This is a genomic window from Nevskia sp. (assembly GCF_051860985.1).
Lineage (GTDB): Bacteria > Pseudomonadota > Gammaproteobacteria > Nevskiales > Nevskiaceae > Nevskia.
In genome coordinates, this window is the sequence record NZ_JBIMKV010000005.1 from 70,910 (window position 1) to 97,545 (window position 26,636).

The 26,636-nt window shown below is 68.1% G+C and carries 26 protein-coding genes and 1 pseudogene; 7 read left to right on the forward strand and 20 right to left on the reverse strand.

All coding sequences use genetic code 11. The features are described from left to right. Positions 1–12: 12 nt before the first annotated feature. Positions 13–1,452, forward strand: a complete 1,440-nt coding sequence (locus ACTIGJ_RS06605) for a DNA recombination protein RmuC (protein WP_439639497.1) — start codon at positions 13–15, stop codon at positions 1,450–1,452. Positions 1,453–1,595: 143 nt separating this feature from the next. On the opposite strand, the gene ACTIGJ_RS06610 is transcribed toward ACTIGJ_RS06605, so the two are convergent. The 6 genes from ACTIGJ_RS06610 to ACTIGJ_RS06635 form a co-directional block, all read right to left on the reverse strand. Then, positions 1,596–2,336, reverse strand: a complete 741-nt coding sequence (locus ACTIGJ_RS06610; RefSeq protein ID WP_439639498.1) for a hypothetical protein — start codon at positions 2,334–2,336, stop codon at positions 1,596–1,598. Further along, positions 2,333–3,163 carry a hypothetical protein gene (locus ACTIGJ_RS06615; RefSeq protein WP_439639499.1) on the reverse strand — a complete coding sequence of 277 codons (831 nt, stop codon included), beginning with the start codon at positions 3,161–3,163 and terminating at the stop codon, positions 2,333–2,335. Before ACTIGJ_RS06615 ends, ACTIGJ_RS06610 begins: the two co-directional genes overlap by 4 nt. A gap of 20 nt (positions 3,164–3,183) precedes the next feature. Beyond that, a complete protein-coding gene (locus ACTIGJ_RS06620; protein ID WP_439639500.1) occupies positions 3,184–4,212 on the reverse strand; it encodes a hypothetical protein in 1,029 nt (342 codons plus the stop codon). 38 nt (positions 4,213–4,250) lie between these two features. Then, positions 4,251–5,318: an OmpA family protein gene (locus ACTIGJ_RS06625; RefSeq protein WP_439639501.1), complete on the reverse strand. Its 1,068-nt coding sequence runs from the start codon at positions 5,316–5,318 to the stop codon at positions 4,251–4,253. Between the two features lie 303 nt (positions 5,319–5,621). Further along, positions 5,622–6,713, reverse strand: a complete 1,092-nt coding sequence (locus ACTIGJ_RS06630) for an OmpA family protein (protein WP_439639502.1) — start codon at positions 6,711–6,713, stop codon at positions 5,622–5,624. Between the two features lie 203 nt (positions 6,714–6,916). Continuing rightward, a complete protein-coding gene (locus tag ACTIGJ_RS06635; protein WP_439639503.1) occupies positions 6,917–8,167 on the reverse strand; it encodes an NAD(P)/FAD-dependent oxidoreductase in 1,251 nt (416 codons plus the stop codon). 121 nt (positions 8,168–8,288) lie between these two features. Here ACTIGJ_RS06635 and glnE point away from each other — a divergent pair, with 121 nt between their 5' ends. Both glnE and rfaD read left to right on the forward strand, forming a co-directional pair. Further along, entirely contained in the window at positions 8,289–11,048 is a 2,760-nt protein-coding gene (gene glnE, locus ACTIGJ_RS06640) for a bifunctional [glutamate--ammonia ligase]-adenylyl-L-tyrosine phosphorylase/[glutamate--ammonia-ligase] adenylyltransferase (RefSeq protein ID WP_439639504.1), read from the forward strand. Then, positions 11,045–11,980: an ADP-glyceromanno-heptose 6-epimerase gene (gene rfaD, locus ACTIGJ_RS06645; RefSeq protein WP_439639505.1), complete on the forward strand. Its 936-nt coding sequence runs from the start codon at positions 11,045–11,047 to the stop codon at positions 11,978–11,980. The genes glnE and rfaD overlap by 4 nt, the downstream gene beginning before the upstream one ends. 91 nt (positions 11,981–12,071) lie before the next feature. Here rfaD and ACTIGJ_RS06650 read toward each other — a convergent pair whose 3' ends face one another. The 5 genes from ACTIGJ_RS06650 to ACTIGJ_RS06670 all read right to left on the reverse strand — a co-directional run bounded on the left by ACTIGJ_RS06650 (position 12,072) and on the right by ACTIGJ_RS06670 (position 15,918). Next, entirely contained in the window at positions 12,072–13,433 is a 1,362-nt protein-coding gene (locus tag ACTIGJ_RS06650) for an Ig domain-containing protein (protein ID WP_439639506.1), read from the reverse strand. A gap of 231 nt (positions 13,434–13,664) precedes the next feature. Continuing rightward, positions 13,665–14,303, reverse strand: a complete 639-nt coding sequence (locus ACTIGJ_RS06655; RefSeq protein WP_439639507.1) for a hypothetical protein — start codon at positions 14,301–14,303, stop codon at positions 13,665–13,667. Between the two features lie 58 nt (positions 14,304–14,361). Continuing rightward, a complete protein-coding gene (locus tag ACTIGJ_RS06660; RefSeq protein ID WP_439639508.1) occupies positions 14,362–14,517 on the reverse strand; it encodes a hypothetical protein in 156 nt (51 codons plus the stop codon). A gap of 116 nt (positions 14,518–14,633) precedes the next feature. Then, positions 14,634–15,527, reverse strand: coding sequence for an alpha/beta hydrolase (locus ACTIGJ_RS06665; protein WP_439639509.1), 894 nt, complete (start codon positions 15,525–15,527; stop codon positions 14,634–14,636). A 43-nt stretch (positions 15,528–15,570) separates the two neighbouring features. Beyond that, positions 15,571–15,918 carry an FKBP-type peptidyl-prolyl cis-trans isomerase gene (locus ACTIGJ_RS06670; protein ID WP_439639670.1) on the reverse strand — a complete coding sequence of 116 codons (348 nt, stop codon included), beginning with the start codon at positions 15,916–15,918 and terminating at the stop codon, positions 15,571–15,573. A gap of 132 nt (positions 15,919–16,050) precedes the next feature. Here ACTIGJ_RS06670 and ACTIGJ_RS06675 point away from each other — a divergent pair, with 132 nt between their 5' ends. After that, the gene (locus ACTIGJ_RS06675; protein ID WP_439639510.1) at positions 16,051–16,914 is read left to right on the forward strand and encodes a PA4780 family RIO1-like protein kinase; all 864 of its coding nucleotides are present in this window, start codon (positions 16,051–16,053) and stop codon (positions 16,912–16,914) included. A gap of 9 nt (positions 16,915–16,923) precedes the next feature. Here the strand turns inward: ACTIGJ_RS06675 and ACTIGJ_RS06680 are convergent, their stop codons facing one another. The 3 genes from ACTIGJ_RS06680 to ACTIGJ_RS06690 all read right to left on the reverse strand — a co-directional run bounded on the left by ACTIGJ_RS06680 (position 16,924) and on the right by ACTIGJ_RS06690 (position 19,099). After that, a complete protein-coding gene (locus tag ACTIGJ_RS06680; RefSeq protein ID WP_439639511.1) occupies positions 16,924–17,619 on the reverse strand; it encodes a mobilization protein in 696 nt (231 codons plus the stop codon). Positions 17,620–17,766: 147 nt separating this feature from the next. Beyond that, positions 17,767–18,441, reverse strand: coding sequence for a nitroreductase (locus tag ACTIGJ_RS06685; protein ID WP_439639512.1), 675 nt, complete (start codon positions 18,439–18,441; stop codon positions 17,767–17,769). Between the two features lie 43 nt (positions 18,442–18,484). Next, positions 18,485–19,099 carry a flavin reductase family protein gene (locus ACTIGJ_RS06690; RefSeq protein ID WP_439639513.1) on the reverse strand — a complete coding sequence of 205 codons (615 nt, stop codon included), beginning with the start codon at positions 19,097–19,099 and terminating at the stop codon, positions 18,485–18,487. A gap of 145 nt (positions 19,100–19,244) precedes the next feature. Here ACTIGJ_RS06690 and motA point away from each other — a divergent pair, with 145 nt between their 5' ends. From motA to ACTIGJ_RS06705, 3 genes and pseudogenes are all read left to right on the forward strand, one after another. After that, positions 19,245–20,099: a flagellar motor stator protein MotA gene (motA, locus tag ACTIGJ_RS06695; protein ID WP_439639514.1), complete on the forward strand. Its 855-nt coding sequence runs from the start codon at positions 19,245–19,247 to the stop codon at positions 20,097–20,099. 1 nt (position 20,100) lies between these two features. After that, positions 20,101–21,069 (forward strand): annotated as a pseudogene (gene motB / locus ACTIGJ_RS06700) (flagellar motor protein MotB); the annotation flags it as partial. Between the two features lie 150 nt (positions 21,070–21,219). Next, entirely contained in the window at positions 21,220–22,731 is a 1,512-nt protein-coding gene (locus ACTIGJ_RS06705; protein WP_439639515.1) for a flavin-containing monooxygenase, read from the forward strand. Between the two features lie 75 nt (positions 22,732–22,806). Here ACTIGJ_RS06705 and ACTIGJ_RS06710 read toward each other — a convergent pair whose 3' ends face one another. The 6 genes from ACTIGJ_RS06710 to ACTIGJ_RS06735 are packed head-to-tail and all read right to left on the reverse strand — an operon-like array spanning position 22,807 to position 26,626. Further along, a complete protein-coding gene (locus ACTIGJ_RS06710; RefSeq protein WP_439639516.1) occupies positions 22,807–23,559 on the reverse strand; it encodes an MlaA family lipoprotein in 753 nt (250 codons plus the stop codon). A gap of 37 nt (positions 23,560–23,596) precedes the next feature. Beyond that, on the reverse strand, positions 23,597–23,857 hold the full coding sequence (locus tag ACTIGJ_RS06715) for an STAS domain-containing protein (protein ID WP_439639517.1): 261 nt from the start codon (positions 23,855–23,857) through the stop codon (positions 23,597–23,599). Between the two features lie 7 nt (positions 23,858–23,864). Further along, positions 23,865–24,479 carry an MlaC/ttg2D family ABC transporter substrate-binding protein gene (locus ACTIGJ_RS06720; protein WP_439639518.1) on the reverse strand — a complete coding sequence of 205 codons (615 nt, stop codon included), beginning with the start codon at positions 24,477–24,479 and terminating at the stop codon, positions 23,865–23,867. Positions 24,480–24,509: 30 nt separating this feature from the next. Continuing rightward, the gene (mlaD, locus tag ACTIGJ_RS06725; protein WP_439639519.1) at positions 24,510–25,022 is read right to left on the reverse strand and encodes an outer membrane lipid asymmetry maintenance protein MlaD; all 513 of its coding nucleotides are present in this window, start codon (positions 25,020–25,022) and stop codon (positions 24,510–24,512) included. Between the two features lie 27 nt (positions 25,023–25,049). After that, complete coding sequence (gene mlaE, locus ACTIGJ_RS06730) at positions 25,050–25,814, reverse strand: lipid asymmetry maintenance ABC transporter permease subunit MlaE (protein ID WP_439639520.1); 765 nt, start codon at positions 25,812–25,814, stop codon at positions 25,050–25,052. Next, a complete protein-coding gene (locus tag ACTIGJ_RS06735; RefSeq protein WP_439639521.1) occupies positions 25,811–26,626 on the reverse strand; it encodes an ABC transporter ATP-binding protein in 816 nt (271 codons plus the stop codon). The genes mlaE and ACTIGJ_RS06735 overlap by 4 nt, the downstream gene beginning before the upstream one ends. Positions 26,627–26,636 lie beyond the last annotated feature (10 nt).

Consider the following 26,636-nt stretch of genomic DNA (forward strand, 5'->3'; position numbering starts at 1 on the left):
TACAATCGCCGGATGACCACCGCCGATCTCGTCGTTCTCGCTCTTTCCCTGATCGCGGCCCTGGCCGCCGTGCTGGCCTGGCTCGCCGTGCGCGGCCTGGGCGCTGCGCTGGATGCCAGTGCCCGCGACGGCAGCCGCATTGAAGCCGCCGTGCGTGATGAGGCCGCCACCGCGCGCCGCGAGACTGCCGCGCAGTCCGCCCAGGGCCGTGGCGAGCTGGCGGTTGCGCTCGACCGCTTCGGCGCCAACCAGACCGCCCAAGCCGAGCTGCTGGGCCGTCAGCTGGCGACCCAGCTGGCCACCTTCGCGCAGCAGATCGAGGCGCAGTCACGCCTGTCCGACGAGCGTCAGGCCGCGCAGCAGGCCGAAGCCCGCGCGGCCCGCGAGCAGCAGCAGCAGAGCCAGGCGCAGGCGCTGGCCCGTTTCGGCGAGCAGCTGAACAGCCAGTTCAACACGCTGGCCGAAACCAGCGCGCAGCGCATGAACGAGCTGCGCGCAACGGTCGAATCGCGGCTGGCGGCGATCCAGGCCGACAACACCGCCAAGCTCGACGAGATGCGCCGCACCGTCGACGAGAAGCTCAACGACACCTTGCAGAAGCGGCTGGGCGAATCGTTCTCGCGGGTCGCCGAACGGCTGGAGCAGGTGCAGCGCGGCCTTGGCGAGATGCAGTCGCTGGCCACCGATGTCGGCGGCCTCAAACGCGTGCTGTCGAACGTCAAGACGCGCGGCATCTGGGGCGAGGTGCAGCTCGGCAGCCTGCTGGAGCAGGTGCTGGTGGCCGAGCAGTACGAGCAGAACAAGGTGACCCGGCCGGGCAGCCGCGATCCGGTGGAATACGCGATCCGCCTGCCCGGCGCCGATGACGCCGGGCCGGTCTGGCTGCCGATCGATGCCAAGTTCCCGCGCGAGGACTACGAGCGCCTGCTCGATGCCCAGGAACGTGCCGATGCCGCCGGCATCGACGAAGCCGGTCGCCAGCTCGAAGCGCGCATCAAGCTGGAAGCGAAATCGATCCGCGACAAGTACATCGAGCCGCCGCACACGACCGATTTCGCACTGCTGTTCCTGCCGACCGAAGGCCTGTATGCCGAAGTGATCCGGCGCCCGTCCTTGAGCGAATGGCTGCAGCGCGAGTGCCGGGTGACGGTGGCCGGACCCACCACCTTGACCGCGCTGCTGAACAGCCTGCAGATGGGCTTCCGGACCTTGGCGATCCAGAAGCGGTCAAGCGAGGTCTGGACCGTGCTGGGCACCGTCAAGACCGAGTTCGAGAAGTTCGGCGACGTGCTCGCCAAGGCCAAGAAGCAGCTGGAAACCGTGCAGAACTCGATGGGTTCGGTGGAAACCCGGAGCCGGGCCATCAGCCGCAAGCTGCGCAGCGTCGAATCGCTGCCCGGTACTGCCGCGCCGCCGCTGATCGAACTGGACGACGCCGAACCGGACGCCTGAGTCGCCGCAAGACGCAGGCCTCAGCGCGCCTGCTGCAAGGATCGGCTGGCGCTGCTGCCCGATCCGCACGGTTGCCGCTCGATGCAAACAAAAAGGCCCGCATCGCTGCGGGCCTTCCGGTGTCGCTACTCGTCCGCCGGACTTCAGCGCGATATGCAGGCCTCGATGACGTTGAGGCCGGCCAGCACGCCTATGGTCGGCGTGAAGTCGAGACGGGCGCCGTTGAACGGCTGCGAGGTCGGCACGCTGACGAAGGCCAGCGACTGACCCTCCAGCAGCGGCAGGCCCAGCAGCTGCAGGCTCAGCGCGGTGTCGAGCGTCTGGTCGCCGGGCCCTTGCACCACGGCGCCGTTGACGTCGACCGTCGAAGCACTGGCCTTGGTCAACAGCGCCACGTCTGCCACCGAATCGGCTGGGTAGGCTACGAAGAAGCCGATGCGGCGCTGCACCGTCGGCGACGTCTGATAGCTACGCGGGCCGTAACCGGACAGGCCGATCGTGCCGAGCACGCCAACGCCGGCCGTCTCAACCGAGAACGTGCTGAGGTTGCCGTCAAACGCCGAGGCCGACGAGGCGACGCGGCAGTTGATGCACAGGCCTTCGGTGTTGACGTCGACCGACGACACATTGCTGTTGATCGGCGCGTAGGTCGCGTTTGGATTGTTCGGGTTGCAATCCTCCAGCGAGGTCGGCGGCGGCGGCGGGGTCGGCGTGCAGCTGATCACGCAGGGCACCGGGTCCACCGGATCGACCGGATCAACAGGGTCGACCGGATCAACGAGATTGCTCGAATCGTCGGCGCAGCCTGCCAGGCCACCGGCCAGGGTCAGTGCCGCAGCAACCACCATCCAGGACTTCATCGTGTTTCGCTTCATTACGGTCATGGCAGTACGGCAGGATTCACGGAAACGCAGGCGTGGACGACGCCGAGCTGGGCGAGCACATTGCCGAGCAGGCCACCGAATGACAGCCGCAGCTCGTTGAATTCGGCGGTCGGCACGAAGCTCAGGAACTGCGCGTCTTCGTTGCCGATGATGCGGGTGCCGAGCAGATCCAGCGCAAGACGCGGCGGCACGGTGGCCATGTCGACCGGCATGCCGTTGTTGGCGGCGACGATCGACACCGACTGCAGCAGGTTCAGCGTCAGCAGCGCGCCGGCCGGGTCGAACACGACGAAGCCGGCGCGGCGGCCCGCCGGGTAGGTCTGGGCGGTGTCGATGACGTTCAGCTGCGACGAGCCGGTCAGCAGACCAACCGGCGTGTTCAGCGCGGCGACGGTCGTGAAGTCGTCGTCGATGGTGTTTTCCGGATTGCCGACCGAGCAGCCGATGCAGATACCGTTGGTCTGGCCGGTGGCCGCTGCGTTCGGCAGACGGATCGGGCGGAAGGTGTCCGACGTCGGGTTGCAGACGATGCCGCCGATGTCGCCACCGGTGGTGCTGCCGCCGGTCGTGCCGCCCGTGGCACCGGAGGTGGTGCCGCCGGTGGTGCCTGCCGTGGTGCCGGAGGTTGTGCCGCCCGTCGTGCCCGCCGTGGTTCCGGACGTGGTGCCACCGGTGGTGCCGGCGGTGGTTCCCGAGGTCGTGCCGCCGGTGGTGCCGCCGGTCGTGCCGGACGTGGTCCCGCCAATCAGGTTGCTGGCGTCATCGGCGCAGCCGGCAAGGCCGCCGGCCAGCGTGAGCGCCATGGTGATGCCGATCAGTCGCTTCATCTGAGATTTCCTTGGAGCCATTACGGCAGCACGGCGGGGTTGACCGACACACAGGCCTGGACCACCGCAATCTGCTGCAGGGCGGTGGCCAGTGCGCCGCGATAGGTGAGGCGCAGCTCGTTGAAGTTCGCGGCCGGCACGAAGCTGACGAAGCGCGCGCCGTCGGCACCGAGGATCGGCGTGCCGAGCAGATCCAGCGAGATGCCGGTCGGCACGGTGGCGGTATCGACCGGGTCGCCGTTGTTGGCGGCCACGATGGTCACCGACTGCAGCAGGTCCAGGGTCAGCAGCGCGCCGGCCGGATCGAAGATCACGAAACCGGCGCGACGGCCCGCCGGATAGGTGGTCGCCGTGTCGATGACGTTCAGCTGCGGCGAGCCGGTCAGCAGACCGACCGGCGTGATCAGCGTGGAGATCGTCGTGAAGTCTTCGTCGATCGTGTTTTCCGGGTTGGCCACCGAGCAGCCGAGGCAGATGCCGTTGACCTGGCCCGTGGCCGCTGCGTTCGGCAGCCGGATCGGGCGGAAGGTGTCCGACGTCGGGTTGCAGACGATGCCGCCGATGTCGCCACCGGTGGTGCTGCCACCGGTCGAACCGCCCGTGGTGCCCGAAGTGGTGCCGCCGGTGGTCCCCGCCGTGGTCCCCGAGGTCGTACCGCCGGTGGTACCGGCCGTAGTGCCGCCGGTGTCACCCGAGGTGCTGCCGCCGGTGGTGCCCGCCGTGGTACCGGAGGTCGTGCCGCCAGTGGTCCCGGCCGTCGTGCCCGAGGTGGTACCGCCAGTGGTGCCAGCCGTGGTGCCCGAGGTCGTGCCGCCGGTATCGCCCGAGGTGGCGCCGCCCGTGGTCCCGGCCGTGGTGCCCGAAGTCGTGCCGCCCGTGGTTCCGGCGGTGGTCCCGGAAGTCGTGCCACCGGTGGAGCCGCCCGTCGTACCGGAAGTGGTGCCGCCGATCAGGTTGCTCGCGTCATCGGCGCAACCGGTCAGGCCCCCGGACAGCATCATCGCCAGCGCCATCGGAATCAGGCGTTTCTGCAGTGCAGGCTTGTTCACTCTGTTCTCCATAGCAATCTTCGTTCGGAGGGCGGCGATCAATTGCCGACGACCTTGAATTCGACGCGACGGTTCAGCTCGTAGTCGTCGTCGTTGGTCTCCGGATTGATCAGCAGCTGGCTTTCGCCGTAGCCGACCGCAGTCAGCTGATCCGGTCGTGCGCCCTTCGAGATCAGGTAGTTGCGGACGGAATCCGCGCGGCCCTGCGACAGCTTCTGGTTGTAGGCGTCGGAACCACGCGAGTCGGTGTGGCCGCCGATCTCGACCTTCAGGCCCGACTGGCCGATGAAGGCCTTGACCACGGTGTCGAGCACGACTTCCGCGTTCGGCGTCAGACGCGTCTTGTTGAATTCGAAGGTCACGCCCTTCAGTTCGATGACCTGGTCAGGGATGACGCAGCCGTCGGAGTCGACCTTCAGGCCCAGCGGAGTATCCGGGCACTTGTCGCGTTCATCCGGCACGGTATCGCCGTCGGTATCGACGAACGGACGCGGGACTTCCTTAACCACTTCGATGATCTGCGGCGGCGGTGCCGGCGCCTCGATGGTGCGGGCAACGGCGCGGCCAAGCGCGATTTCGATGCCGAGCGAGGCGCGGACATCGCCGTAGCCGGGGCCGAACTCGTCGCGCACGTAGCGGCCTTCCGCGCGGACGCGCAGGCCGTGGTAGAGGTCTCGGGTCACCACGCCGGCGCCGCCGCCGTAGAGCAGGCTGGCGGCGTCGCGGGAATCAGGGGTCACGTCGTTGTACGCGCCGCCGACACCGACCAGCACGAACGGATGCAGCAGCGCCGGACCGTTGCGATCGTTGAAGGTGTAGACCAGATCGGCGGTACCGCTGTAACGATAGAAATCGGTGCCGTTGCCGTTGCCGGTCTCGAACAGGCCGAAGTTGGCGTTCAGCTCGACGCCGAGGTTGTTCGCGAACGAATGGCCGTAGATCAGCGAGGCGCCGCCGCTGAAGCGACGCTTGCCGGTGCGTTCCTTGTCGTCGTATTCGTAGCTCGGCAGGATGCTGATGTATTCGTGCTGGCCGATATCGCCATTGCCATGCGCGTGCGCGCCACCGCTGGACAGCACTGCCGCTGCAATCAAAGCCTTGCGCATAAGTATGTTTCCTTGCCCCTGAACTGGATCGACCGTACGAACGAGCACCGCGGGTGACCGGGCCCAAAACTTGCGGGCAGGATGCTGGCCCGCCTCCCCAAAGTCAATTCGAAAAAGTCAACTCGCCGTCGATGAGATGGTGTGATTTCTACAATTGAATCAGCATGTTGTTGCAGGCTTCCGGGTGTCGGGCAGCGGCGAAAAAGCAAGAAAGCCCGCCGTGCCGCAACCTCCGTCCAGCCTTGATTCTTGATCCCCTGTCCGACCGCCGGATCCCCGGTTGCCGGACAGGGGCGTCCGCGATCAGCGGCTGATGACGCGGAATTCGACGCGACGGTTCAGCGTGCGGTCGTCGTCGTTGCGCTCGCGGCGCACCTTCGGCTGCTTCTTGCCGTAGCCGGTCGCCATCAGCTGATCCGGTGCCACGCCCTTCTCGATGAGGTAGGCGCGGACCGAGTCGGCACGCTGCTGCGAGAGTTCCTGCGTCTCGTCGGCCGAACCGGTCAGCGATGCGTGGCCGCCGACCTCGACCTTCAAGTTCGGCTGCGCGATCAGGCCGCGGGCGATCACGTCGAGCGCCGACTGGGCGTTCGGCCGCAGGCGCGCCTCGTTGGCCTCGAAGGTGATCGGCCGCAGGCTCAGCAGCTGGCCCGGCAGCACGCAGCCGGCAGCGTCGACCCGCACGCCCTTCGGCGTCCCCGGGCACTGGTCCTGCGCGTCTTCGACGGTGTCGCCGTCGGTGTCGATGATCTGGCGCGGCACCGACTTGACGATCTCGACCACGCGGGTCTCGATCTTGGCCGGGATGACCGTCAGCTGTTCGTGGTCGCGGCCGAGCGGCAGTTCGAAGCCGAAGCCGACGCTGTAGTCGTGGTAGCCGCTTTCGAAGCTGGAATAGGTGTAGCGGCCTTCGGCGCGCAGCCGCAGGTTGTGGAACAGCGGCTTGGTGACGAAGCCGAGGCCGACGTTGCCGCCGATCGAGCTGTCGTCGCGGCTGTTCGGCGCCACGTCGTCAGCGGTGGTCAGGATGCCGATCAGCGCGAACGGCGTCAGCGCGCGTTCGTCGCGGCGGTCGTACGGGCTGAAGCTGACATCGAGGCCGCCGGTGTACTGGTAGAAGTCCGTGCCCTTGCCGCGGCCGGTTTCCAGCAGGGCGGCGGTGAAGCGGCCTTCGATCGAGATGTTTTCGTGGATCTGGTTGCCGAAGATAAAGGTGACGTTGCCGCCGAAGGTGTCGGTGCCCCGGCCGCTGTCCGGAATGGCGAGATTGCCGATCAGGCTGACGTAGTCGTTCGAGTTGTAGACGACGCGATCGCGGGTGACCGGCTGATCATCCTGGGCCAGCGCTGCACCGGCGGTACCGACCACTGCCAGCGCCACGAGAGTCTTGAGCATTTGCGAAAGTCCGTTGGAGTTCTAGGGTCGGGAATCAGCTGCTGCACACGCCGTTTTCATGCCCGAATGTGAAGTTTCAGCGATCAAACCCGCCAAGGTCAAAATATTGGCGATCAGCGCGCTTTCCCGACTGCCGGTGTGATGTATTCCGACCAGCGGGTCAGCCCCCGATCAACCCGCCGTCGAGTGGCGCGCCGTGGCGTTCAAAACCGGCTTGCCGCGTACGGCGCCAGGTCCAGCGACGGCGGTCGGCCGGTCAGCAGTTCGCTGACCAGCTGGCCAGTGATCGCCGACAAGCTGACACCCAGCATGCCATGACCTGTGGCGAGTGTCAGATTGGCCAGACCCGGCGCCCGGCCGATGATCGGCAGATCGTCCGGCGTCATCGGTCGCCAGCCGAACCATTCTTCCTCAACCTTCGGCCCGACCGGCTCGTGCAGATATTCGGCCGCGCCGCGCGCCAGCGCGTCGAGCCGCACGCGGTTCAGGCGCGTGTCGTAACCTGCGAATTCCATCGTGCTGCCGAGCCGGTAGCCGGAGCCCCAGGCGGTCACGCAGACACTGCGCTCCTTCAGCACCATCGGAATCACCGGCGCCCGCTGCGGCCGGCTGTAGGTGATCGAGTAGCCTTTGCCGGGCTGGATCGGGATCTTCAGGCCGAGCTGGCGCGCCAGCAGCGGCGACCAGGCGCCGAGCGCCAGCACTACATCCCGACCGGCATGCCGGCCGCGCGCGGTGTCGACATGGACCACGCGTCCGGCATGGGTGGCGATGCCGTCGATGGCGGTCTGCTCCTCGATCACGCCGCCGGCGGCGCGCACCACCCGGGCCAGTTCGGCGGCGTAGGTGCTCGGACGTAGCCGCGCATCGCCCGGATGGAAGTGGGCGCCGATCACCGAGGCATTCAGCGCCGGCTCCAATGCCCGCACCTGATCGCCGTCCAGCGTGTCGCAGACCATCCCCAGTTCCGGCAGCAGCGCGGCGTCGCCGGCCGCCGCCGCGAAGCTGGCCGGATCGCGGTAGACATAGAGGGTGCCGCTGCGCTCGAACTCGCACTGCAGACCCTCGTCGGCGATCAGCTGTTCAAGCCGCGCGCGCGACGCCAGCAGCAGCTTCGCCTTCACTTCCGCCGTGGCGCGGAAATCCCGCGGGTTGCAGCGCTTCGCGAAGCGCAGCAGCCAGCCGATCAGGGCCGGGTCCAGGCTCGGCTTGATGCGCAGCGGCGCGTCGGCCCTGAGCATCCACTTCAGGCCCTTGATCAGCGTGCCGGGCGCGTGCAGCGGCATGTGGCTGGGCGTGATGGTGCCGCAGTTGCCATGACTGGCCGCGCTGCCGGCGGTCTTCTGCTCAAGGATGGTGACACCGCGGCCGGCGCGCAGGCAGGCCAGCGCCACGCTGAGGCCGATGATGCCGCCGCCGAGGATCAGGATGTCGCTGTTGCGGGTGTTGCTCATACGTCGATGGAGCTTGCTGCGAAGGCGCGCAATTTCGCACGAAGCGGGTGCCGGCGGCGGCGGCGATGCCCGGCGCTACACTCGCTGCCCCAAATTGATGCATCGCCTGCTCCGCCCGCCCATGTCCGACGCCGACCTGAAAACCCGCGTGCTCGCGGCCAGCCCGTTCATCGCCGGCGTGTTTCGCCGCCAGGCCGACTGGGCGGACGCCGCGTGGTCGGACGGCAGCTTCCGGCGCCAGCTGCCGGCGGTGGCCGAGCGGCTCGGCGCGGCGCTCGACGGCCTCGGCGACGAAGCGGCGCTGATGCGCGAGCTGCGCCGCTTCCGCAACCGCGAGCTGGCGCGGATCGCGGTGCGCGACATCGGCGCGCTGGCCGGGCTCGACGAGACGCTGGCTGATCTCTCGGCGCTGGCCGACGCCGCGATCGACGCCGCGATGGCCTTCGTGGCGCGCGGCCTGCAGGCTCGCCACGGCCAGCCGCGCGAGGCGGACGGCCAACCCGCCACGCCGTTCGTGCTCGGCATGGGCAAGCTGGGCGGCTCCGAGCTGAACTTCTCTTCCGACATCGACCTGATCTTCGGCTACACCGCCAACGGCGATACCGACGGCGCGCGCGGCATCAGCAACGAGGAGTACTTCGCCAAGCTGGCCCGCGACACGGCGCGGCTGCTGGCGACGCCGACCGAGGACGGCTTCGTGTTCCGCGTGGATACCCTGCTGCGGCCGTTCGGCAGCGTCGGCCCGCATGCCGCGTCGATGAGCGGCATGGAGGACTACTACCAGACCCACGGCCGCGAATGGGAGCGCTACGCGATGGTCAAGGCGCGCTGCTGCGCGGGCGATCGTGCCGCCGGACAGATGCTGCTCGACCACCTGCGGCCGTTCGTCTACCGCCGCTATCTCGACTACGGCGCGATCAACAGCCTGCGCGAGCTGAAGGGCCTGATCGACCGCGACGCCCAGGCCAAGGGCGCGGCCGACAACCTGAAGCTCGGCCCTGGCGGCATCCGCGAGGTCGAGTTCATCGTCCAGCTGTTCCAGCTGACCCGGGGCGGGCAGGACGCGCGGCTGCGCGACGCCCGGCTGCGGCCGGTGCTGCGCACGCTCGGCAGCAGTGGTCTGCTGCCGGCCGACACGTCCCGGGCGCTCGACGAGGCCTACGTGCTGCTGCGCCGTGCCGAGAACGCCGTGCAGCTGCATGGCGACCTGCAGACCCACCGGCTGCCGACCGATGACGCCGCCCGCGCCGCGTTTGCCGCCGCGCTCGGTGAGCCGGACTACGCGACGGCGCTGGCGCCGATCGAAGCGGCGCGGGCCTTCGTGCGCCGCGAGTTCGAGCGGCTGTTCGCCGAAGCCGAGACGCCGGCAGCGACGCCGGCCTTCGACGCCGGCGCCAACGAGGCCTGGGACGTCGCGGTCGAATCCGAGGCGGCGCTCGGCGCGCGCGGCTTCGGTGGCGGGACGGCGGCCGTCGCCAAGGCGCTGGCCGACCTGCGTCAGTCGCGGCTGATGCGCAGCCTGTCCGATCCCTCGCAGGCGCGGCTGCGCAGCCTGCTGCCGCTGCTGCTCGACGAGGCGGCGCGCCAGCCGGATCCGGCGACGGCGGCGGTGCGCGCGCTGGACGTGATCGCCGCGATCCTCGGCCGCAGCCCCTACCTCATCCTGCTGCGCGATTCCGGCGTGGCCCGCGCCCAGCTGGTCCGGCTGTGCGCGGCGAGCCCCTGGCTGACCGCGCTGCTGGCGCGCACGCCGGCGCTGCTCGATGCGCTGCTCGATCCCAGGCTGGCCGCCGAAACGCCGAGCCGCCAGCAGCTGCACGACGAGCTGGACACCCGCTTCGAGCGGATCGCCGCCGACGACATGGAAGCGCAGATGGAACTGCTGCGCCGCTACCGGCAGGAAATGACCTTGCGGATTGCCGCCTGCGACCTGTCCGGAAGCCTGCCGCTGGTGCAGGTCAGCGACCGCCTGACCTGGCTGGCCGAAGCGATCCTGGCCCGCACCGTCGCCGCCGCCCGCGCGCAGCTGGCCGAGGCGCACGGCGCACCGGTCAACGCCGACGGCAGCGCGGCAGCGTTCGCGATCCTCGGCTACGGCAAGTTCGGCTCGATCGAACTGGGCTACGGCTCCGATCTCGACCTGGTGTTCGTCTACGACTGCGACCAGCCGGACGCCCCGACCGGCGGTCCGAAGCCGATCAGCAACGCCCAGTTCTTCGCCCGCCTCGGCCAGCGCATCGTCCATTACCTGGCCACCCACACGCCGGCCGGCCGCGCCTACGAGGTCGACCTGCAGCTGCGGCCGAGCGGCAACTCCGGCATGGTGGTCAGCGGGCTGGCCAGCTTCGCTCGCTACCAGCGCGATTCGGCCTGGACCTGGGAACACCAGGCCTTCCTGCGCGCCCGCGTGGTGGTCGGCGATCCGGCGCTGTGCGCGGCGATCACCGACGTGCGCCGCGATGTCCTGATGCGCGTCCGCGACGCCGACACGTTGCGCCGCGAAGTGGTCGACATGCGGACCAAGATGCGCAGCAACCTGGAAAAGCGGGCGGCCGGCAAGTGGGACGTGAAGCAGGCGGAGGGCGGACTGATTGACGCCGAATTCCTGACCCAGTTCCTGGTGCTGCGCGATGCCCACGGCGCTGCCAGCCTGGTCGAGTACACCGACAACTGGCGGCAGCTGGAAGCGCTGGCCGAAGCGGGACGAATCACGGCCGCGCAGAAGGACGACCTGCTGCGTGCGACCCGCGCCTACCGGGGCTGGCTGCACCGGCGTGCGCTGCAGCAGGCCGACGGGCTGGCCGATCAGGCAGACTTCGCCGAGGAACGGGCGGCGGTGGCGGCCCGCTGGCGTCAACTCGTACTCGGAGAAGCAATGTGATCGTCGTGACCGGAGCAGCCGGCTTCATCGGCTCCAACCTGATACTCGGCCTCAATGCCCGTGGCAGGAGCGACATCATCGCGGTCGACGAGCTGACCGACGGCACCAAGTTCCGCAACCTCGCCGACGCCGAGATCGCCGACTATCTCGACAAGGACGAGTTCCTCGCCCGGGTCGAGCGCGGCGAGCTGCCGCGCATCCACGCGATTTTCCATCAGGGCGCCTGCTCGGCGACCACCGAGTGGAACGGCAAGTTCGTGATGGACGTGAACTACCGCTACTCGAAGGTACTGCTGCACTACAGCCAGCAGCACGACATCCCGTATTTCTACGCCAGCTCGGCGTCGGTCTACGGCATGGGCAGCAACGGCTTCCGCGAGGAACGTGATTGCGAGAAGCCGCTGAACATGTACGCGTATTCCAAGTTCCTGTTCGACCAGTACGTGCGCCGCGTGAAGCCGCGCAACCAGGTGGTCGGCCTGCGCTACTTCAACGTCTACGGCCCGCGCGAGCAGCACAAGGGCGGCATGGCCTCGACCGCATTCCACTTCAACAACCAGATCGCCAAGGACGGCGCGTGCCGCCTGTTCGCCGGCAGCGACGGCTATCCGGATGGCGGCCAGCGCCGCGACTTCATCCATGTCGACGACGTGGTGGCGATGAACCTGTGGTTCTGGGATCACCCGCAGAAGTCCGGCATCTACAACTGCGGCACCGGCCGCGCGCAGCCGTTCAACGACATCGCCAATGCGGTGATTGCTTGGCATGGCCGTGGCCGCATCGACTACGTGCCGTTCCCGGACAACCTGGTCGGTCGCTACCAGAGTTTCACCGAAGCCAGCCACGAGCAGCTGCGGGCGATCGGCTACGACCGGCCGTTCCTGACCGTCGAGGAAGGGGTGAAGCGCTATCTGGACTGGCTGAACGGCTGAGCCTCACGCCCGATTGACCGCAGCAACGAAAAGGGCCGGCAGCGATGCCGGCCCTTTCTGCTGGAAGCGGCTGGCCCGTGAGGCGCAGGGTTCAGCGGGCGTCGATCGACTTGGCCGGGATCACGCTGCCGGTGCCGATGCCGTTCCAGTCGACGGTCTGGCCGACCTTCAGCGCCGTGCTGCCCTTCTGCGGCTTGATCACCGTGCAGCTGTTCAGCGTCAGCTTCAAGGTGCCGATCATCACGTAGCCGCTGCCGAGCGCGGTGATCTTGCCGGTGCCCCGGCTGTCGCGGCCGGTTGACGCCGAGCAGGTCGGTGCGGCCGCCGGATTGACGGACAGCGTGTAGCCGGTGCGCGTCGTCTGGCCGATCGCGTCGGCGGTGTCGACGGTCACCGTGCTGGTGCCGGCCACGGTCGGCGTGCCGCTGATCGCGCCGCTGCTGAAGCCGAGACCGGCCGGCAGGCCGATCGCCGACCAGCTGTACGGCGCGATGCCGCCGGAAGCGGTCAGGGTGGCCGAGTAGGCGACGCCGACCGTGGCTGCCGGCAGGGTGCCGCTGACCAGCACCGGCGTCGGCACCGGGTAGACCGTCATCTGGGTGGCGTGGCAGCCGGCGACATCGAGCGTGCCGACGTAGCTGACGCGCTCCTGCAGCTTGAACGTGGTGGTGCCGCCGGTGAACGTGGTGGCGGCCTGCGGCGCGTAGTACACGCGATCGGCGCTGCGGGTTCCGCCGTTCACCTCGATGAATTTGAGCGCCACGGTGCTTACCACCGCGTAGTTGCCGGAGCAGGCCGGCGGCGGCGGCGGCGGCAGCGGGCTGGTGGCGCTGGTGTCGATGGCCTGGAAGGCGTTGTCGCCGATGCCGGCATCGTTGAACTGGATCTGCCCCTGCAGGATCGGCAGGCCGTTGGCGTAGGCCCCCGGCGGCAGCGTGGCGGCGGTGGAGAAGTCATGCACGGCCGACGACACCCAGCCGGTCACGCCGTTCGGATACGACTGGCCGGAGATGTCGGTCAGCAGCAGCGTGTACATCAGGCCGGGCGTCAGCCGGATGCCGGCCGCGCCGTAATCGAACTCGACGAAGCCGAAGTACGGCGCCGTCAGCGTCAGGTCGCGGCTGTGCAGCACCGCGCCCGTGCTGCCTTCGCCGGCCAGCAGCTGGGCGCGTACGCGGATCGACGGCGCCACCGCATACGGATACGGCGCCACGGTCTGGCCTGGCGAGCGGCTGGCCAGCCACTGGCCGAACGAATGCTGGTCGGCCAGGTGCAGGCCGGCGCGGACGGCGGCGGTTTCAGCCCGGAACGACTGGCCGATCGGCGCGTGGTTGAAGTCGTGGCCCGCCGAGCTGTTCGGCGGGAAGCTGAGGTCGGTCGGCCCGGCGTGGGCAACGGCGGCAAGCAGGCTGCAGGCGAGCAGCCCGGCAGCGGACAGCGATCGGAAGGTCATGGCGGAAGTCGTCGGAGAAGACGCGGCAGTGGAGGGAGCAGCAGGTCGCCGCATTGACGGGCCGCGCGGTGTCCGTGGCCCGGATGCGCGCCGGGTTTCGCTCCGGCGGGCTGCCCTCCGACAACGGGCCGGATGCCGGCTTATTCCCGGTGCCAGTGAAATATTTCTCTGCCGCCGGCGCAACGAAAAAGCCCGCCATCAAGGCGGGCCTTTCGGGGTGATCCGGCAGCTTCAGAGACCGATCTTCACGCCGCCGCGAAAGCCGTGGGAATCGAACTTCGCGCCGGAGGCCAGCGCCTCGGTGTAGCGGTATTCGGCGAACAGGCGCACGAACGGCATCAGCGACAGGTCGACGCCGATCAGCGAATCGACGCCGTCGGAGCCGTAGCCGGCGAAGCCGGTGCTTTCGACCTTGCCGACGCGGGCATAGGCCCCGATGAACGGCAGCGGATCGAAGCGGCCGAGCACGCCGAGATCGTAGCCATTGCTGTTGCCGGAACCGGCGCTGCCGAGGTTCACGTCCTGGGTCACGTAGTGCGCGTACACGCCGGCGGTGAAGATCGGCAGGATCGGCAGCGACAGCGCGTAGCCGCCGCCGACGCGGAACTCGTCGATCCGCGAATTCAGGCCGTCGCCGAAGGCGTTGTCTTCCGGATTCAGGCGCGTGTACTGGCCTTCGGCGAACAGGCCGCTGCCGAGCTTGGCAGCGGCACGGACGCCGTACTCGACGCCCTTGCCGTCACCGGATCCGTTGCCGGCGGCATCGATCGAGGTGCCGCCGCCGAAGGCGTTTGCTTCCAGGGACAGGCCCGGCAGCGCGAGCGCTGGCAGCGGGGCGATGAGGGCGAGAGCGAGCAGGGTCTTGTTCATGCGCGGACTTTAAACCGTCCGCGCCGGCAATGGTGAAGCCCGCCCCCGGCGCGGGCGATCAGCGCGGCGTGCCCGGATTGGCCGTCGGTGCCGGCTGGTCGGACAGTCGCGCCAGATTGCCGGCCAGACGCGGATCGGCGACCTGCGACTGCTGCTGGCGCTGCCGCTCGGCCATCTGGCGAAGCAGGCGGGAAAGGGCGATGGCGGTCTGCATGACGAGGTCTCCTTGAACGAGGGCCGGATGGCCGATGGAGCGATCGTCGCGCCGTGCCGCGCCGCCGCCACGCGAATGGCGACGAACGCGGCGGGCGTGGCAGCCGAACGGCGTGCCTACCGCAGGTGCTCGGCAAACCAGTCGCGCGAACCCGGGCCGGCGGTCTCGAAGTTGTCGATGTAGGCGGCGAAGTGGCCGCCCGGCATGGTGATCAGCTTCTTCGGCTGCAGCGCCTTTTCGTAGGCCTCCAGCGCCAGATCGGCCACCGTCAGGTGATCGCCGAGCTGCACCAGCATCAGCAGCGGCGTCGGGCTGATCTGGCCGATGTAGGCGCCCGGCTTGTACTCCATGAACATCTCGACCGAGCGCAGGGTCACCTCGTTGATCCAGGTGTCGGTCTTCTGGCTGCCGACGTCGACCATGAAGTCGTAGCTGTCGGTGGTTGGCAGCGCGCAGGGCGTGCCGTCGTTCGACACCACCGGCAGGCGGATCGGTGGCTGGCCGGCGTAGCGGGCGCGGCGGTCGGCTTCGAACATCGCCCGCATGCCGGCCATCGCATGGGCCGGCACGATGCGCTGGGCGTTGCGCGGACCATCGACCAGCGGCACCTGCGAGACCACGCATTTCACGCGGCGGTCGAGTGCCGCCACCACCAGCACATGGCCGCCGCTGTAGCTGGAGCCGAAGATGCCGATCCGGCTGGCATCGGTCTCGGGCAGGGTTTCGGCAAAGGTGATCGCGTCGCGGTAGCCGTTGATCTGCGCCCAGGGATCGATCTCCTGGCGCGGCTGGCCGTCGCTGGCGCCGAGGTTGCGGTGGTCGTAGACCAGCACCGCCATGCCGGCGGCGCAGTACAGATCGGCGTACTTGTCGAGAAACAGCTCCTTGGTCGCCGAAAAGCCGTGGGCCATGACGATGGTCGGGAACGGGCCCGTCGCGTTGTCCGGCACGTAGTGCCAGCCGCGCAGGGTCACGCCGTCGTCGGTCTTGAATTCGATGTTCTTGCGCATCGTGGGTCTCCTCGTGGTGGGCCTCGTGGTGGGACGGATCGGCTCAGACGCCGAGCAGTTCGACTTCGAACAGCAGGGTGGCGTTGGGCGGAATGACGCCGCCGGCGCCGGACGCGCCGTAGCCGAGATCGGCCGGAATCACCAGCCGCCGAGTGCCGCCGACCTTCATGCCCTGCACGCCCTCGTCCCAGCCCCGGATCACCCGGCCGCCGCCGAGCGGGAACGCGAACGGCTGGCCGCGATCCTTGCTGGAATCGAATTTCTTGCCGGCCACGCCGTCCTTGTAGAGCCAGCCGGTGTAGTGAACGCTGACGCGCTGGCCGGCGGTGGCCGTGGCGCCGCTGCCTTCGACCGTGTCTTCGTACTGCAGGCCGGATGCGGTGGTGATCATCATGGAGTCCTGTGGAGGCGGGCCGGGCGGCCGGGACCCGAAGCATACGGCGCGCGGCCGGCGGACCGACGGTCAGGGCGCGCCCTCGGGAGGTCATCGGTGCACCGTCCCCGAACCCGGCGACAATGCGCGATGAAAACCCCGCGCGGTCTCGAACCGCTGATTGAAGACGGCATCATCGAATCGGTGATCCGCCCGCTTAAGAGCGGCAAGGAAGCCTCCGTCTATGTCGTCGACTGCGGTGGCGGCGTGATCCGCTGCGCCAAGGTCTACAAGGAAGCCGAGAAGCGCGGCTTCCACAAGCTTGCCGAATACCAGGAAGGCCGCCGTGCGCGCGGCAGCCGCGACCAGCGGGCGATGGGCAAGCGCTCCAGATACGGCCGCCGCCAGCAGGAGGAAGCCTGGAAGAACGCCGAGGTCGATGCGCTGTACCGGCTCGAAGCGGCCGGCGTGCGGGTGCCGAAGCCGTACGGCCACTTTGACGGCGTGCTGGTGATGGAACTGGTCCGCGACGCCGATGGCGGCCCGGCAATGCGCCTCAATGACGTCACTCCGACGCCGGAGCAGGCACGCGCCTGGCACGCCTTCCTGATGAACCAGATCGTGCGCATGCTGGCAGCAGGGTTGATTCACGGCGATCTGTCGGAGTTCAACGTGCTGCTCGGGCCCGATGGCCCGGTGATCATCGACCTGCCGCAGGCGGTCGACGCCGCCGGCAACAACAACGCCTTCCGGATGCTGGCGCGCGATGTCGAGAACATCACCGCGTACTGCGCGCGGCAGGCGCCGGAGCTGCGCGACAGCTGGTACGCGCACGAGATCTGGGCGCTGTTCGAGGCGGCCGAACTGCGGCCGGACAGCCCGCTGACCGGCCAGTTCACGTTCCCCGAAGGTGCCGCCGATGTCGACGGCGTGCTGGCCCAGATCGAGGAAGCGCGCCGGGAAGCCGAGGCCCGCCAGCGTGGCCGCGAAGCGGCGGCTGAAGCCGAGGACTGAAGTCCCGGTTCAGACCGACAGGTTGTCCAGTTCGGCGTAGGCCTTGCCGAGCCAGACCTTGACCCGGCTGCGTTCGAGCATGCCGAGGCCGGCCAGCGACTTGTCGCCGCCGTGCGCCGCCGCCCAGAAGCTGGCGCTGCGGGCGTCGATCTTGTTCATCACGGTGTCGTGCAGGCGCGGGAAGCGGATGATCCGTGCGCCCAGATCCTTCGCCCGGGCCGGTTCGCCGGACTGCTCGAAGATGCCGAAGTCGTCGCCGCGCAGCGCGTTCAGCACCAGCACGTAGTCGAGGTGATCGTCGAAGCGGTCGAACAGCTTGCTCAGCAGGTCGACCGAATCCTTGCCTGAATCCATCACGTGCCAGTAGCGGATACGGACGCCGATCTCCTTCGCCAGTTCCAGCGCGCCGGATTCCTCGATCCAGCGCACCAGGGGCGCCTGCGTCTGCGCGGCGAGATCGACCAGCACCCGCCGCTCCGGCTCGGCGGCTGCGGCTTCGACGACCTTGTCGAGGCTGTCGTAGTCATCGACCACCACCGGCGAGGCATAGCCGGCGTAGAAGCGCAGCAGCGCGCCGTGCGAGCGGTCGGAATCGAAGCCGAGGAACGGCAGCTGGTGGTCGATCAGGTACTGGGCGAGCACGCGCGAGACCAGCGACTTGCCGACGCCGCCTTTCTCGCCGCCGATGAAATGGATGGTGGACATGGTGCGGCGCTCCTGCGGTCGGGGACGTCGTGCAGGGTGCGCAGTCGGTCGAAAAGGGGACGGCATTCGACAGGCACAAGGCCTGCCAGAACGGCGCGCAGGGTAGCAGCGCGCCGCCGGCCGCAGTCGGACCGAATCCTTGCGTGCTCAGTCGAAATGGAAGCGCGCGAAACTGTCCACCGGCTCGCGCTCGGTGCGCAGCCGGTTCACGGCGGCATCCGGATCGGCGTAGCCGAGCGCCATGCCGCAGTAGACCAGCTGGTGTTCGTCGAGCTGGAAATGCGCCTTCAGCGTGGTGCGCAGCGTGCCCCACAGTTCCTGGAAGCAGGAGGCGACGCCGCGCTCGGTCGCGGCCAGCGCCACCGACTGCATGAACATGCCCAGATGCGCCCACTGGCCGTGGCCCATGCGGCTGTCGATGACGAAGAACAGGCCGACCGGCGCGCCGAAGAAATCGAAGTTCTTCGCCAGCTGCTTGAGACGGCCGGGTTTGTTGTCGCGGCCGATGCCGAGCAGCGCGTAGAGATCCTCGCCGACCTTGTAGCGGCGGCTGCGGTACGGGTCCCAGAGGTTGGCCGGGTAGACCGGATAGGCGCCTTCCTCGTCCGGGAATAGGCCCGGCCCCTTGTAGTCGCGCACCAGCTGCTTGACCGCTTCCTGCGCGGCGCCGGATACCGCGATCACCTGCCAGGGTTGCAGGTTGCCGCCGCTCGGCGACCAGCGCGCGGCGTCGAGGATCTCGCGCAGCGTCGCCTCGGTCAGCGGCGTATCGAGGAAGGCGCGGGTCGAGATGCGGGCGTGCAGGGCTTCGGTGACGGTCATCGGGGGCTCGGGCGCAGTGGGGACGAAGCGGGATTATCGGCGCTCAGGGCCGCCACATCCGGAACCGGTGGGCGGCGTCGATCGTGAAGTAGTCGGCCGGGCCGCCGCCGCGCAGGACCGGCTCGGCGGCGGCGGTGTCGTAGACGCCATCGACCAGCAGGGCCTGGTCGATGTGCACGGCGATCACTTCGCCGAACACCATCCAGCTGTCGACGGCGGTACCGTCGGCACTGGTCAGCCGCAGCATCTGGCTGAGCCGGCATTCGAAGCTGACCGGGGATTCGGCGACGCGGGGCGCGGCCACCCGGGTCGAGGCCAGCGGTGTGACACCAGCCAGCGTGAATTCGTCGATCTCCGGCGCCACCGCGGCGCAGGAGGCGTTCATCGCCTCGGCCAGCGGCCGGGTGGCCAGGTTCCAGACGAATTCGCGGGTCGCCTCGATGTTGCGCACGGTGTCCTTCCAGCCGATCGAGGAGAAACCGATGATCGGCGGCCGGTAGTTGAAGGCGTTGAAAAAGCTGTACGGCGCGAGGTTGGCGATGCCGCTGGCCGCGCGCGTCGAGATCCAGCCGATCGGCCGCGGGCCGACGATGGCGTTGAACGGATCGTGGGCGAGGCGGTGGCCTTCTTCGGGCCGGTAGCTGTGGAAGCGGGACATGGCCGTGGACGCGGTGCAGGGGTGCCGCATTGTGAGCCGCTCGCGGGCCGGTCGCTGCCGCTGGTGCGACCGGTGCCGGGCGCCGCTCAAGGATGCGTGGCAGCGGTCGATAGCCCGCGCAAATCCCCGATCCGGATCTCTTGCCATGCTGCCCATCGTCGGTTCCATCGTTGTCATCGCCAGCGTGCTCGGCGGCTTCGTGCTGTCCCACGGCCATGTCATGGCGCTGTGGCAGCCCTACGAGCTGCTGGTGATCGGCGGCGCGGCGATGGGCGGCTTCCTGATCGCCAACCCGATGCGCGTGGTGAAGGCGGTGTTCAGCGCGATCATCGGCGTGCTGAAGGGGCCGCACTACGGCAAGAAGCATTACCTGGAAATCCTGGCGCTGCTGTTCGAGCTGCTGAACACGGCGCGCAAGAGCGGCATGATGTCGCTGGAATCGCATGTCGAGGACCCGAAAGCCTCTGCGATCTTTTCCAAGTACCCGCTGGTGCAGAAGGATCATCACCTGGTCGAGTTCATCACCGACTGCCTGCGGATGATCGTGTCCGGCAACATGGGGCCGAACGAGCTGGAACCGCTGCTGGATCTGGAACTCGAGACCCACCACCACGAGGCCGAGGCGGCGTCCCACGCGCTGACCCGCGTGTCCGATTCGCTGCCCGGCTTCGGCATCGTCGCGGCGGTGCTCGGCATCGTCATCACGATGGGTTCGATCGGCGGCGACATCGCGGCGGTCGGTGCCCATGTGGCGGCGGCGCTGGTCGGCACCTTCCTCGGCATCCTGCTCGCCTACGGTTTCGTCGGCCCGCTGGCGGTGGCGATGGAAGGCGCGGCGAAGGCTGATGCCAAGGCCTTCGAGGCGGTCAAGATGGGGCTGATCGCCAGCCTGCACGGCTACAACCCGAACATCGCCGTGGAGTTCGCGCGCAAGACGCTGAACGCCGACATGCGGCCGACCTTCGCGCAGCTCGAAGAGCATCTGAAGGGAGCCAAGTGAGATGGCCGACGCCCCGACTCCGATCGTCATCCGGCGAGTCAAGAAGGTCGTCGGTGGCGGTCATCACGGCGGCTCCTGGAAGGTGGCGTTCGCCGATTTCGCAACCGCGATGATGGCCTTCTTCCTGCTGATGTGGCTGATCGCGGCGACCACCAAGGAACAGCGCGGCGCGATCTCCGAATACTTCAACAATCCCAGCATGATGGACGGCCGCGCCACGGCGCCGAGCCCCGGCATGAACGGGCCGGGTGGCGCCAGCACCAGCCTGGTCAAGCTGGGCAGCGGCATGGAACTGAAGAAGGTCACCACCAAGCCGGCCGATCCCAAGGAGATCAAGCGGCTGTCCAAGGAGCTGGAGCGCAAGCGGCTGGAAACGCTGATGAAGGAGCTGCGTCAGGCGATCGACGCCAGCCAGGCGCTGGAGCCGTTCAAGGACCAGCTGCTGATCGACATCACGCCAGCCGGGCTGCGCATCCAGATCGTCGACAAGCAGAACCGGCCGATGTTCGACATCGGCAGCAGCGCGCTCAAGCCGTACACGGTGGAAATCCTTCACGAGCTGGGCGCGTTCATCCAGACGGTGCCGAACCGGATCAGCATTTCCGGCCACACCGACAACGCGCCGTACGGCGATCGCGCCGGCTACACCAACTGGGAACTGTCGGCCGACCGCGCCAATGCCGCGCGTCGGGCGCTGATCGCCGGCTCCCTGAGCGAGGACAAGGTGGCGGTGGTGGTCGGCCTGGCGTCGTCGGTGCTGTTCGACAAGGCCAATCCGCAGGCGCCGATCAACCGGCGCATCAGCATCGTGGTGATGAACCAGGCCGAGGAAGCCAGCCTGACCGACGGCGGTCATGACGACGGTACGCTCGGCGCCGCGCTGCCGGAGGGTGCGACGGTCGCCGAACCGCCAGCCGCCGCTGCGCCGCCACCGGCCACCGCCGGCCACGGGGCGGCGCCGGCTGGCGCGCACTGATAGAGAACACTTGTAGCGTCACGCGATGCTTTGCCTGATCATCTGCCGCACGCGCGGCGGGCTGGGCCGGTCGCTGCGGTCACCGGACGCCGCGCCTGATCGTCAGAGGGCCTGCGCCGCAACCTTTGCTGCGAGGAATTCCAGATGAGCGAGACCTACGACGTGCTGATCATCGGTGCCGGCCTGTCCGGCATCGGCATGGCCTGCCACCTGACCCGCGACTGCCCCGGCAAGAAGTTCGCGGTGCTGGAACGGCGGCAGTCGATCGGCGGCACCTGGGATCTGTTCCGCTATCCCGGCATCCGCTCGGATTCCGACATGTTCAGCTTCGGCTACGCGTTCCGGCCGTGGAACGACACCAAGGTGCTGGCCGATGGCCCGGCGATCCGCCAGTACGTGATCGACACGGCGAAGGAGTACGGCGTCGACAAGAAGATCCGCTACGGCCTGAAGATCGTCAGCGCCGATTTCTCGACCGCCGACGCGCTGTGGACGGTGCAGGCGATCGATGAGGCCAGCGGCGAGACCCGCCGCTTCACCAGCCGCGTGCTGATCAGCTGCACCGGCTACTACAACTACGATCAGGGCTTCCTGCCCGATTTCCCCGGCGCCGACAGCTTCAAGGGCACCCGCATCCACCCGCAGCACTGGCCGGAGAAGCTCGACTACCAGGGCAAGAAGGTGGTGGTGATCGGCAGCGGCGCGACCGCCGTGACCCTGGTGCCGGCGATGGCTGGCACGGCGGCCCACGTGACCATGCTGCAGCGCTCGCCGAGCTACATCTTTTCGGTGCCGGGCGACGACAAGATCTCCGGCCTGCTGAGCCGCTTCCTGCCCAGCAAGTGGGTGCACCAGCTGGCCCGCACCCGCAACATCAAGCTGCAGCGGGTGATGTACAAGGCCGCCAAGCGCTACCCGAACCGCATCCGCAAGCTGCTGCTCGGCGCAGTCAAGCAGCAGCTGGGCGATGCGGTGGACATGAAGCACTTCACGCCGAGCTACAAGCCCTGGGACGAGCGCCTGTGCGCGGTGCCGAACGGCGACCTGTTCAAGACGCTGAAGTCCGGCAAGGCCTCGATCGTCACCGACCACATCGAGCGCTTCACCGAAACCGGCATCCTGCTCAAGTCCGGCCAGCAGCTGGAGGCCGACATCATCGTCACCGCCACCGGCCTGAACATCCAGATTTTCGGCGGCGTGCAGGTCACGGTGGACGGCGAGACGCGCGACTCCGGCAGCCTGATGACCTACAAGGGCGCGCTGCTGCAGGACGTGCCGAACCTCGGCTGGATCATGGGCTACACCAACGCCTCGTGGACGCTGAAGGCGGATATGATCGCCCGCTACCTGTGCCGCCTGATCAACCACATGGACGAGCGCGGCCAGACGTTGTTCGTGGCCAGCGCGCCGGACGGCGAGATGCAGGACGACACCATCCTGGGTTCGCTGGGCTCCGGCTACATCCGCCGCGCCCAGAGCAGCCTGCCGCGCCAGGGCCGGCAGCTGCCGTGGCGGGTGCTGCACGCCTACGAGCTGGACAAGCCGATGCTGCTCGAAGCGCCGATCGAGGACGCCTACCTGCAGTTTTCCTCGCCGGCATCGGAGACCGGCAGCCGCGGCGGGCGAACGCGGCGGAAGCTGTCGGCCGCAGCCTGAGTGTCGCTGCCGCCGGCAGGTAAGAGGCCGGCGGCGCGGCGTGGCAAACGGCTCGCCGCCATCCGGCGGGCCTGACTACTTGCCGGCAGTGGCGCCGTCGTCGCTGTCGCCGTCGTCATCCGGCAGATCGAAGTCCTCGAGCGGCGGGTTGCCGTCGTGGATCAGGCTCCAGCGCTGCTGCAGGTAGGCGGTGCGGACGAACAGGTAGCGGTCGAACTGCTGCTGCAGCAGGCCATCGGCCGAAAGCAGGTTGGCGCGCACGTTGACCAGATTCACCGCGTTGGCACTGATCGCGTAGACGTCGTAGCGGCCCGGCAGATAGAACGAGGGATTGACGAAGCTGTCGCCGACGAAGCCGACCAGATCGCGGTTGGTGCTTGGTCCGAGCAGCGGCAGCATCAGGTACCAGCCTTCGCCGACACCCCAGTAGCCCAGCGTCTGGCCGAGGCCTTCCTCGTGCTTTTCCAGGCCGACGTCGCTGGCCACGTCGATGAAGCCGCCGAGCCCGGCCGTGGTGTTCAGCAGCAGGCGGCCGAAGTTCTTGCTGGCCTGCACGAACTTCGCCTGCAGGATCGCGTTGACGATGTTGCGCGGTTCCTGAAGGTTGTCGAAGAAATTGCCGATGCCGGTGCGCGCCGGCGCCGGCGTGACCTTGGCATAGACCTTCGCCACCGGCCGCAGCGCGTACCGGTCGGCCGTTTCGTTGAACCGGAAGACGGCCCGGTTGACCGGCTCCAGCGGGTCCGCCGGATCGTCCGCCGGCCGGTGTGCGCAGCCGCCAAGCGCGGTCAGCGCGGCGATCGCCAGCAAGGTCCCTGCAAGCCGCATGTGATGCTCCCCGTTGCGAAGCGGTGTTTCGGTGGAATCAGTCGGCGAATTGCAGCACGCCGTCAAGGCCGAAGAAACCGGCCAGCTGCCGCAGCTGCGCCGGCGGCGCCTTCAGCGACAGCGCCTGTCCCTTCTGGCGGGCGCGCCGGGTCAGTTCCAGCAGCAGCGCCAGCCCGGCGGAATCGGTGCGGGTGATGCGGCTCAGGTCCAGTACGGCGGCCGCTGCCAGCGTGTCCGCCTGGGCCAGCCAGTGCGGCACCCGGGCAAAGCTCAGCTCCCCTTCCAGCGCGGCGCTCATCGACCGGTCACTGGGCGCCGGGCGCCGTCTGGGCGAACTCGCCGCTTTCCATCCGCTTGATCACGTCATCGAGGCTGGTGCGCTTGATCTCCGCGCTCAGCTGGGTGCGGAAGTTGGTGATCAGCGAGATGTTCTCGACCGCGATGTCGAACACCTTCCAGTCGTCGTTGACCTTGCGGACGCGGAAGCCGATGGCGTACTTCTTGCCGCCGCTGTTGCTCATGCTGGTGTTGACCAGCGCTTTGTCGCCGTCGATGCGCACCGGCAGCCACTCGATCTGGATCGAGTTGTAGTTGTCGAGCATCGCGTTGCCGTAGGCCCGCACCAGCATGTTCTTGAAGGCGTCCGCGAAGCGGCTGCGCTGGTCGGCGGAGGCGGTCTTGTAGTGCGTGGCCAGCACCAGCTGGGCGATGTAGGGCACATCGAAGCGCGGCACCACCACGTCATCCACCGCCTTGTAGAAGGTCGGCAGATCCTTGCGGTAGGTCTTGTAGTTGTCCTTGATCAGGTTCTGGATCTTTTCCGTCGTGCCGCGCAGCGCCTGATCCGGCGTCGTGGCGTCGGCGTGCGCGCCGGCGGCGATGCCGAGCGTCAGCAGCAGGGACATCAGGGGTTTGAACATGGACGGGTCTCTCCTCGGGTCGTTGTTCGATCAGGGGGCCGGGGCGGCGGCCGCCGGTTCAGCGGGCTGCTCGGCCTTCGGCTCTTTCTGCGTGAACGAGGTCAGCATCTGGCCGATCAGGTTTTCCAGCACCAGCGCGGACTGGGTGAACGTCACCACGCTGCCATCCTTCAGCGGCTCCGGATCGCCGCCGGCCTCGACGCCGACGTACTGCTCGCCGAGCAGGCCGGCGGTCAGGATCTTCAGGTTCGAGTCGGCCGGAATGTTGTTGCGCGCGCCGTCGATTTCCATCGTCACCACGGCCTGGAAGGTTTCCGGGTCGATGCCGATGTCGCGGACCCGGCCGATGCGCACGCCGGACATCTTCACCGACGCGCCGCGCGCCAGGCTGCCGGTGTTCTCGAACTTCGCGGTGATGCGGTAGCTCGAGCCGCTGTCGCCGACCGAATCGAGGCTGGCGACGCGGAAGGTCAGCACGAACACGGCGGCGATGCCGAGGCTCACGAAGAATCCGACCAGCAATTCAAGGCTTCTAGATGGCATGACGAAATCCAGTCTGATCGGGATGGCTTAATGGAACATGAAGGCGGTCAGCACGAAGTCGAGCGCGAGCACCGCGAGCGACGACACCACGACCGTCGAGGTCGTGGCCCGCGAGACACCTTCGGACGTGGGGGCTGCGTGGTAGCCCTGGTAGACGGCGATCCAGCTGATCGCCAGGCCGAACACGGTGCCCTTGATCAGCATGTCGCGGATGTCGGTGCCGTGCATCGCCTGGTTGATCTGCGACCAGTACGAGCCATCGTCGACGCCGAGCAGCTCGACGCCGATCGCATGGCCGCCGGCGACGCCGATCGCCATCAGCGAAAAGATCGACACCAGCAGCGGCATCGCGACCAGGCCGGCGATGAAACGCGGCGCGATCACCCGCTTGATCGGGTCGACCGCCATCATTTCCATGCCCGACAGCTGGTCGGTGGCCTTCATCAGGCCGATTTCCGCTGCCAGCGCCGAGCCGGCGCGACCGGCGAACAGCAGCGCGGTGACCACCGGCCCCAGTTCGCGGACGATCGACAGCGCCACCAGCACGCCGAGGCTGGACGCCGCGCCGAAGTTGACCAGCGTGCGATAGCCCTGCAGCGCCAGCACCATGCCGATGAAGCTGCCGGAGATGACGATGATGATCAGGCTCAGCACGCCGACCGAGTAGATCTGCTGCAGGATCAGCCGCGGCCGCAGCAGCGCCGCCGGAATGCCGGCCAGGATCGTGAACAGGAACAGCATCGCGCGGCCGAGGCCGCGCAGCCCTTCGGTCAGCGGGGCAAGGAAGTTCATTCGCGCCCCGCCATCAGATCGTCTGCGTAGCCACGCGCGGCCTTGTAGTGGAACGACACCGGGCCGTCGGCCTCGCCGTTGAGGAACTGCCGCACCAGGTCGGATTTCGAATGCTGCACCTCGGCCGGCGAGCCGTGATCCAGCACCTTGCCGCCCGACAGCACATAGACGTAATCGGCGATCCGCATGACGTCCTCGACATCGTGGGTGACGATCACCGACGTCAGGTCCAGCGACTTGTTCAGGCCCTGGATCAGGCGGATCAGCACGCCCATCGAGATCGGGTCCTGACCGGTGAACGGCTCGTCGTACATGATCATGTCGGGTTCCAGCGCAATCGCCCGGGCCATGGCCACGCGGCGCGCCATGCCGCCGGAAATCTCGCTGGGATAGAGCTTCGCCGCGCCGCGCAGGCCGACGGCTTCCAGCTTCATCAGCACCAGGTCGCGGATCATCGATTCCGGGAACGCGGTGTGCTCGCGCAGCGGAAACGCGACGTTCTCGAATACGCTGAGATCGGTCAGCAGCGCACCGCTCTGGAACAGCAGGCCCATGCGCTTGCGCAGTTCGAACAGCTGGCTGCGCGACTGCCGGTGCACGTCGATGCCATCGAATTCGATGCTGCCGGCATCCGGCTTCCACTGGCCGCCGATCAGCCGCAGCAGCGTGGTCTTGCCGGTGCCGCTGGGGCCGAGGATGGCGGTGATCTTGCCGCGCACGATGTCGAGATCGATGCCGTCATAGATCACTTTCGGGCCGAAGCCGAACTTCAGCGAGCGGACACGAACCAGGCTGTCGGCGGCGGTCGTCATCGTCGGCGGA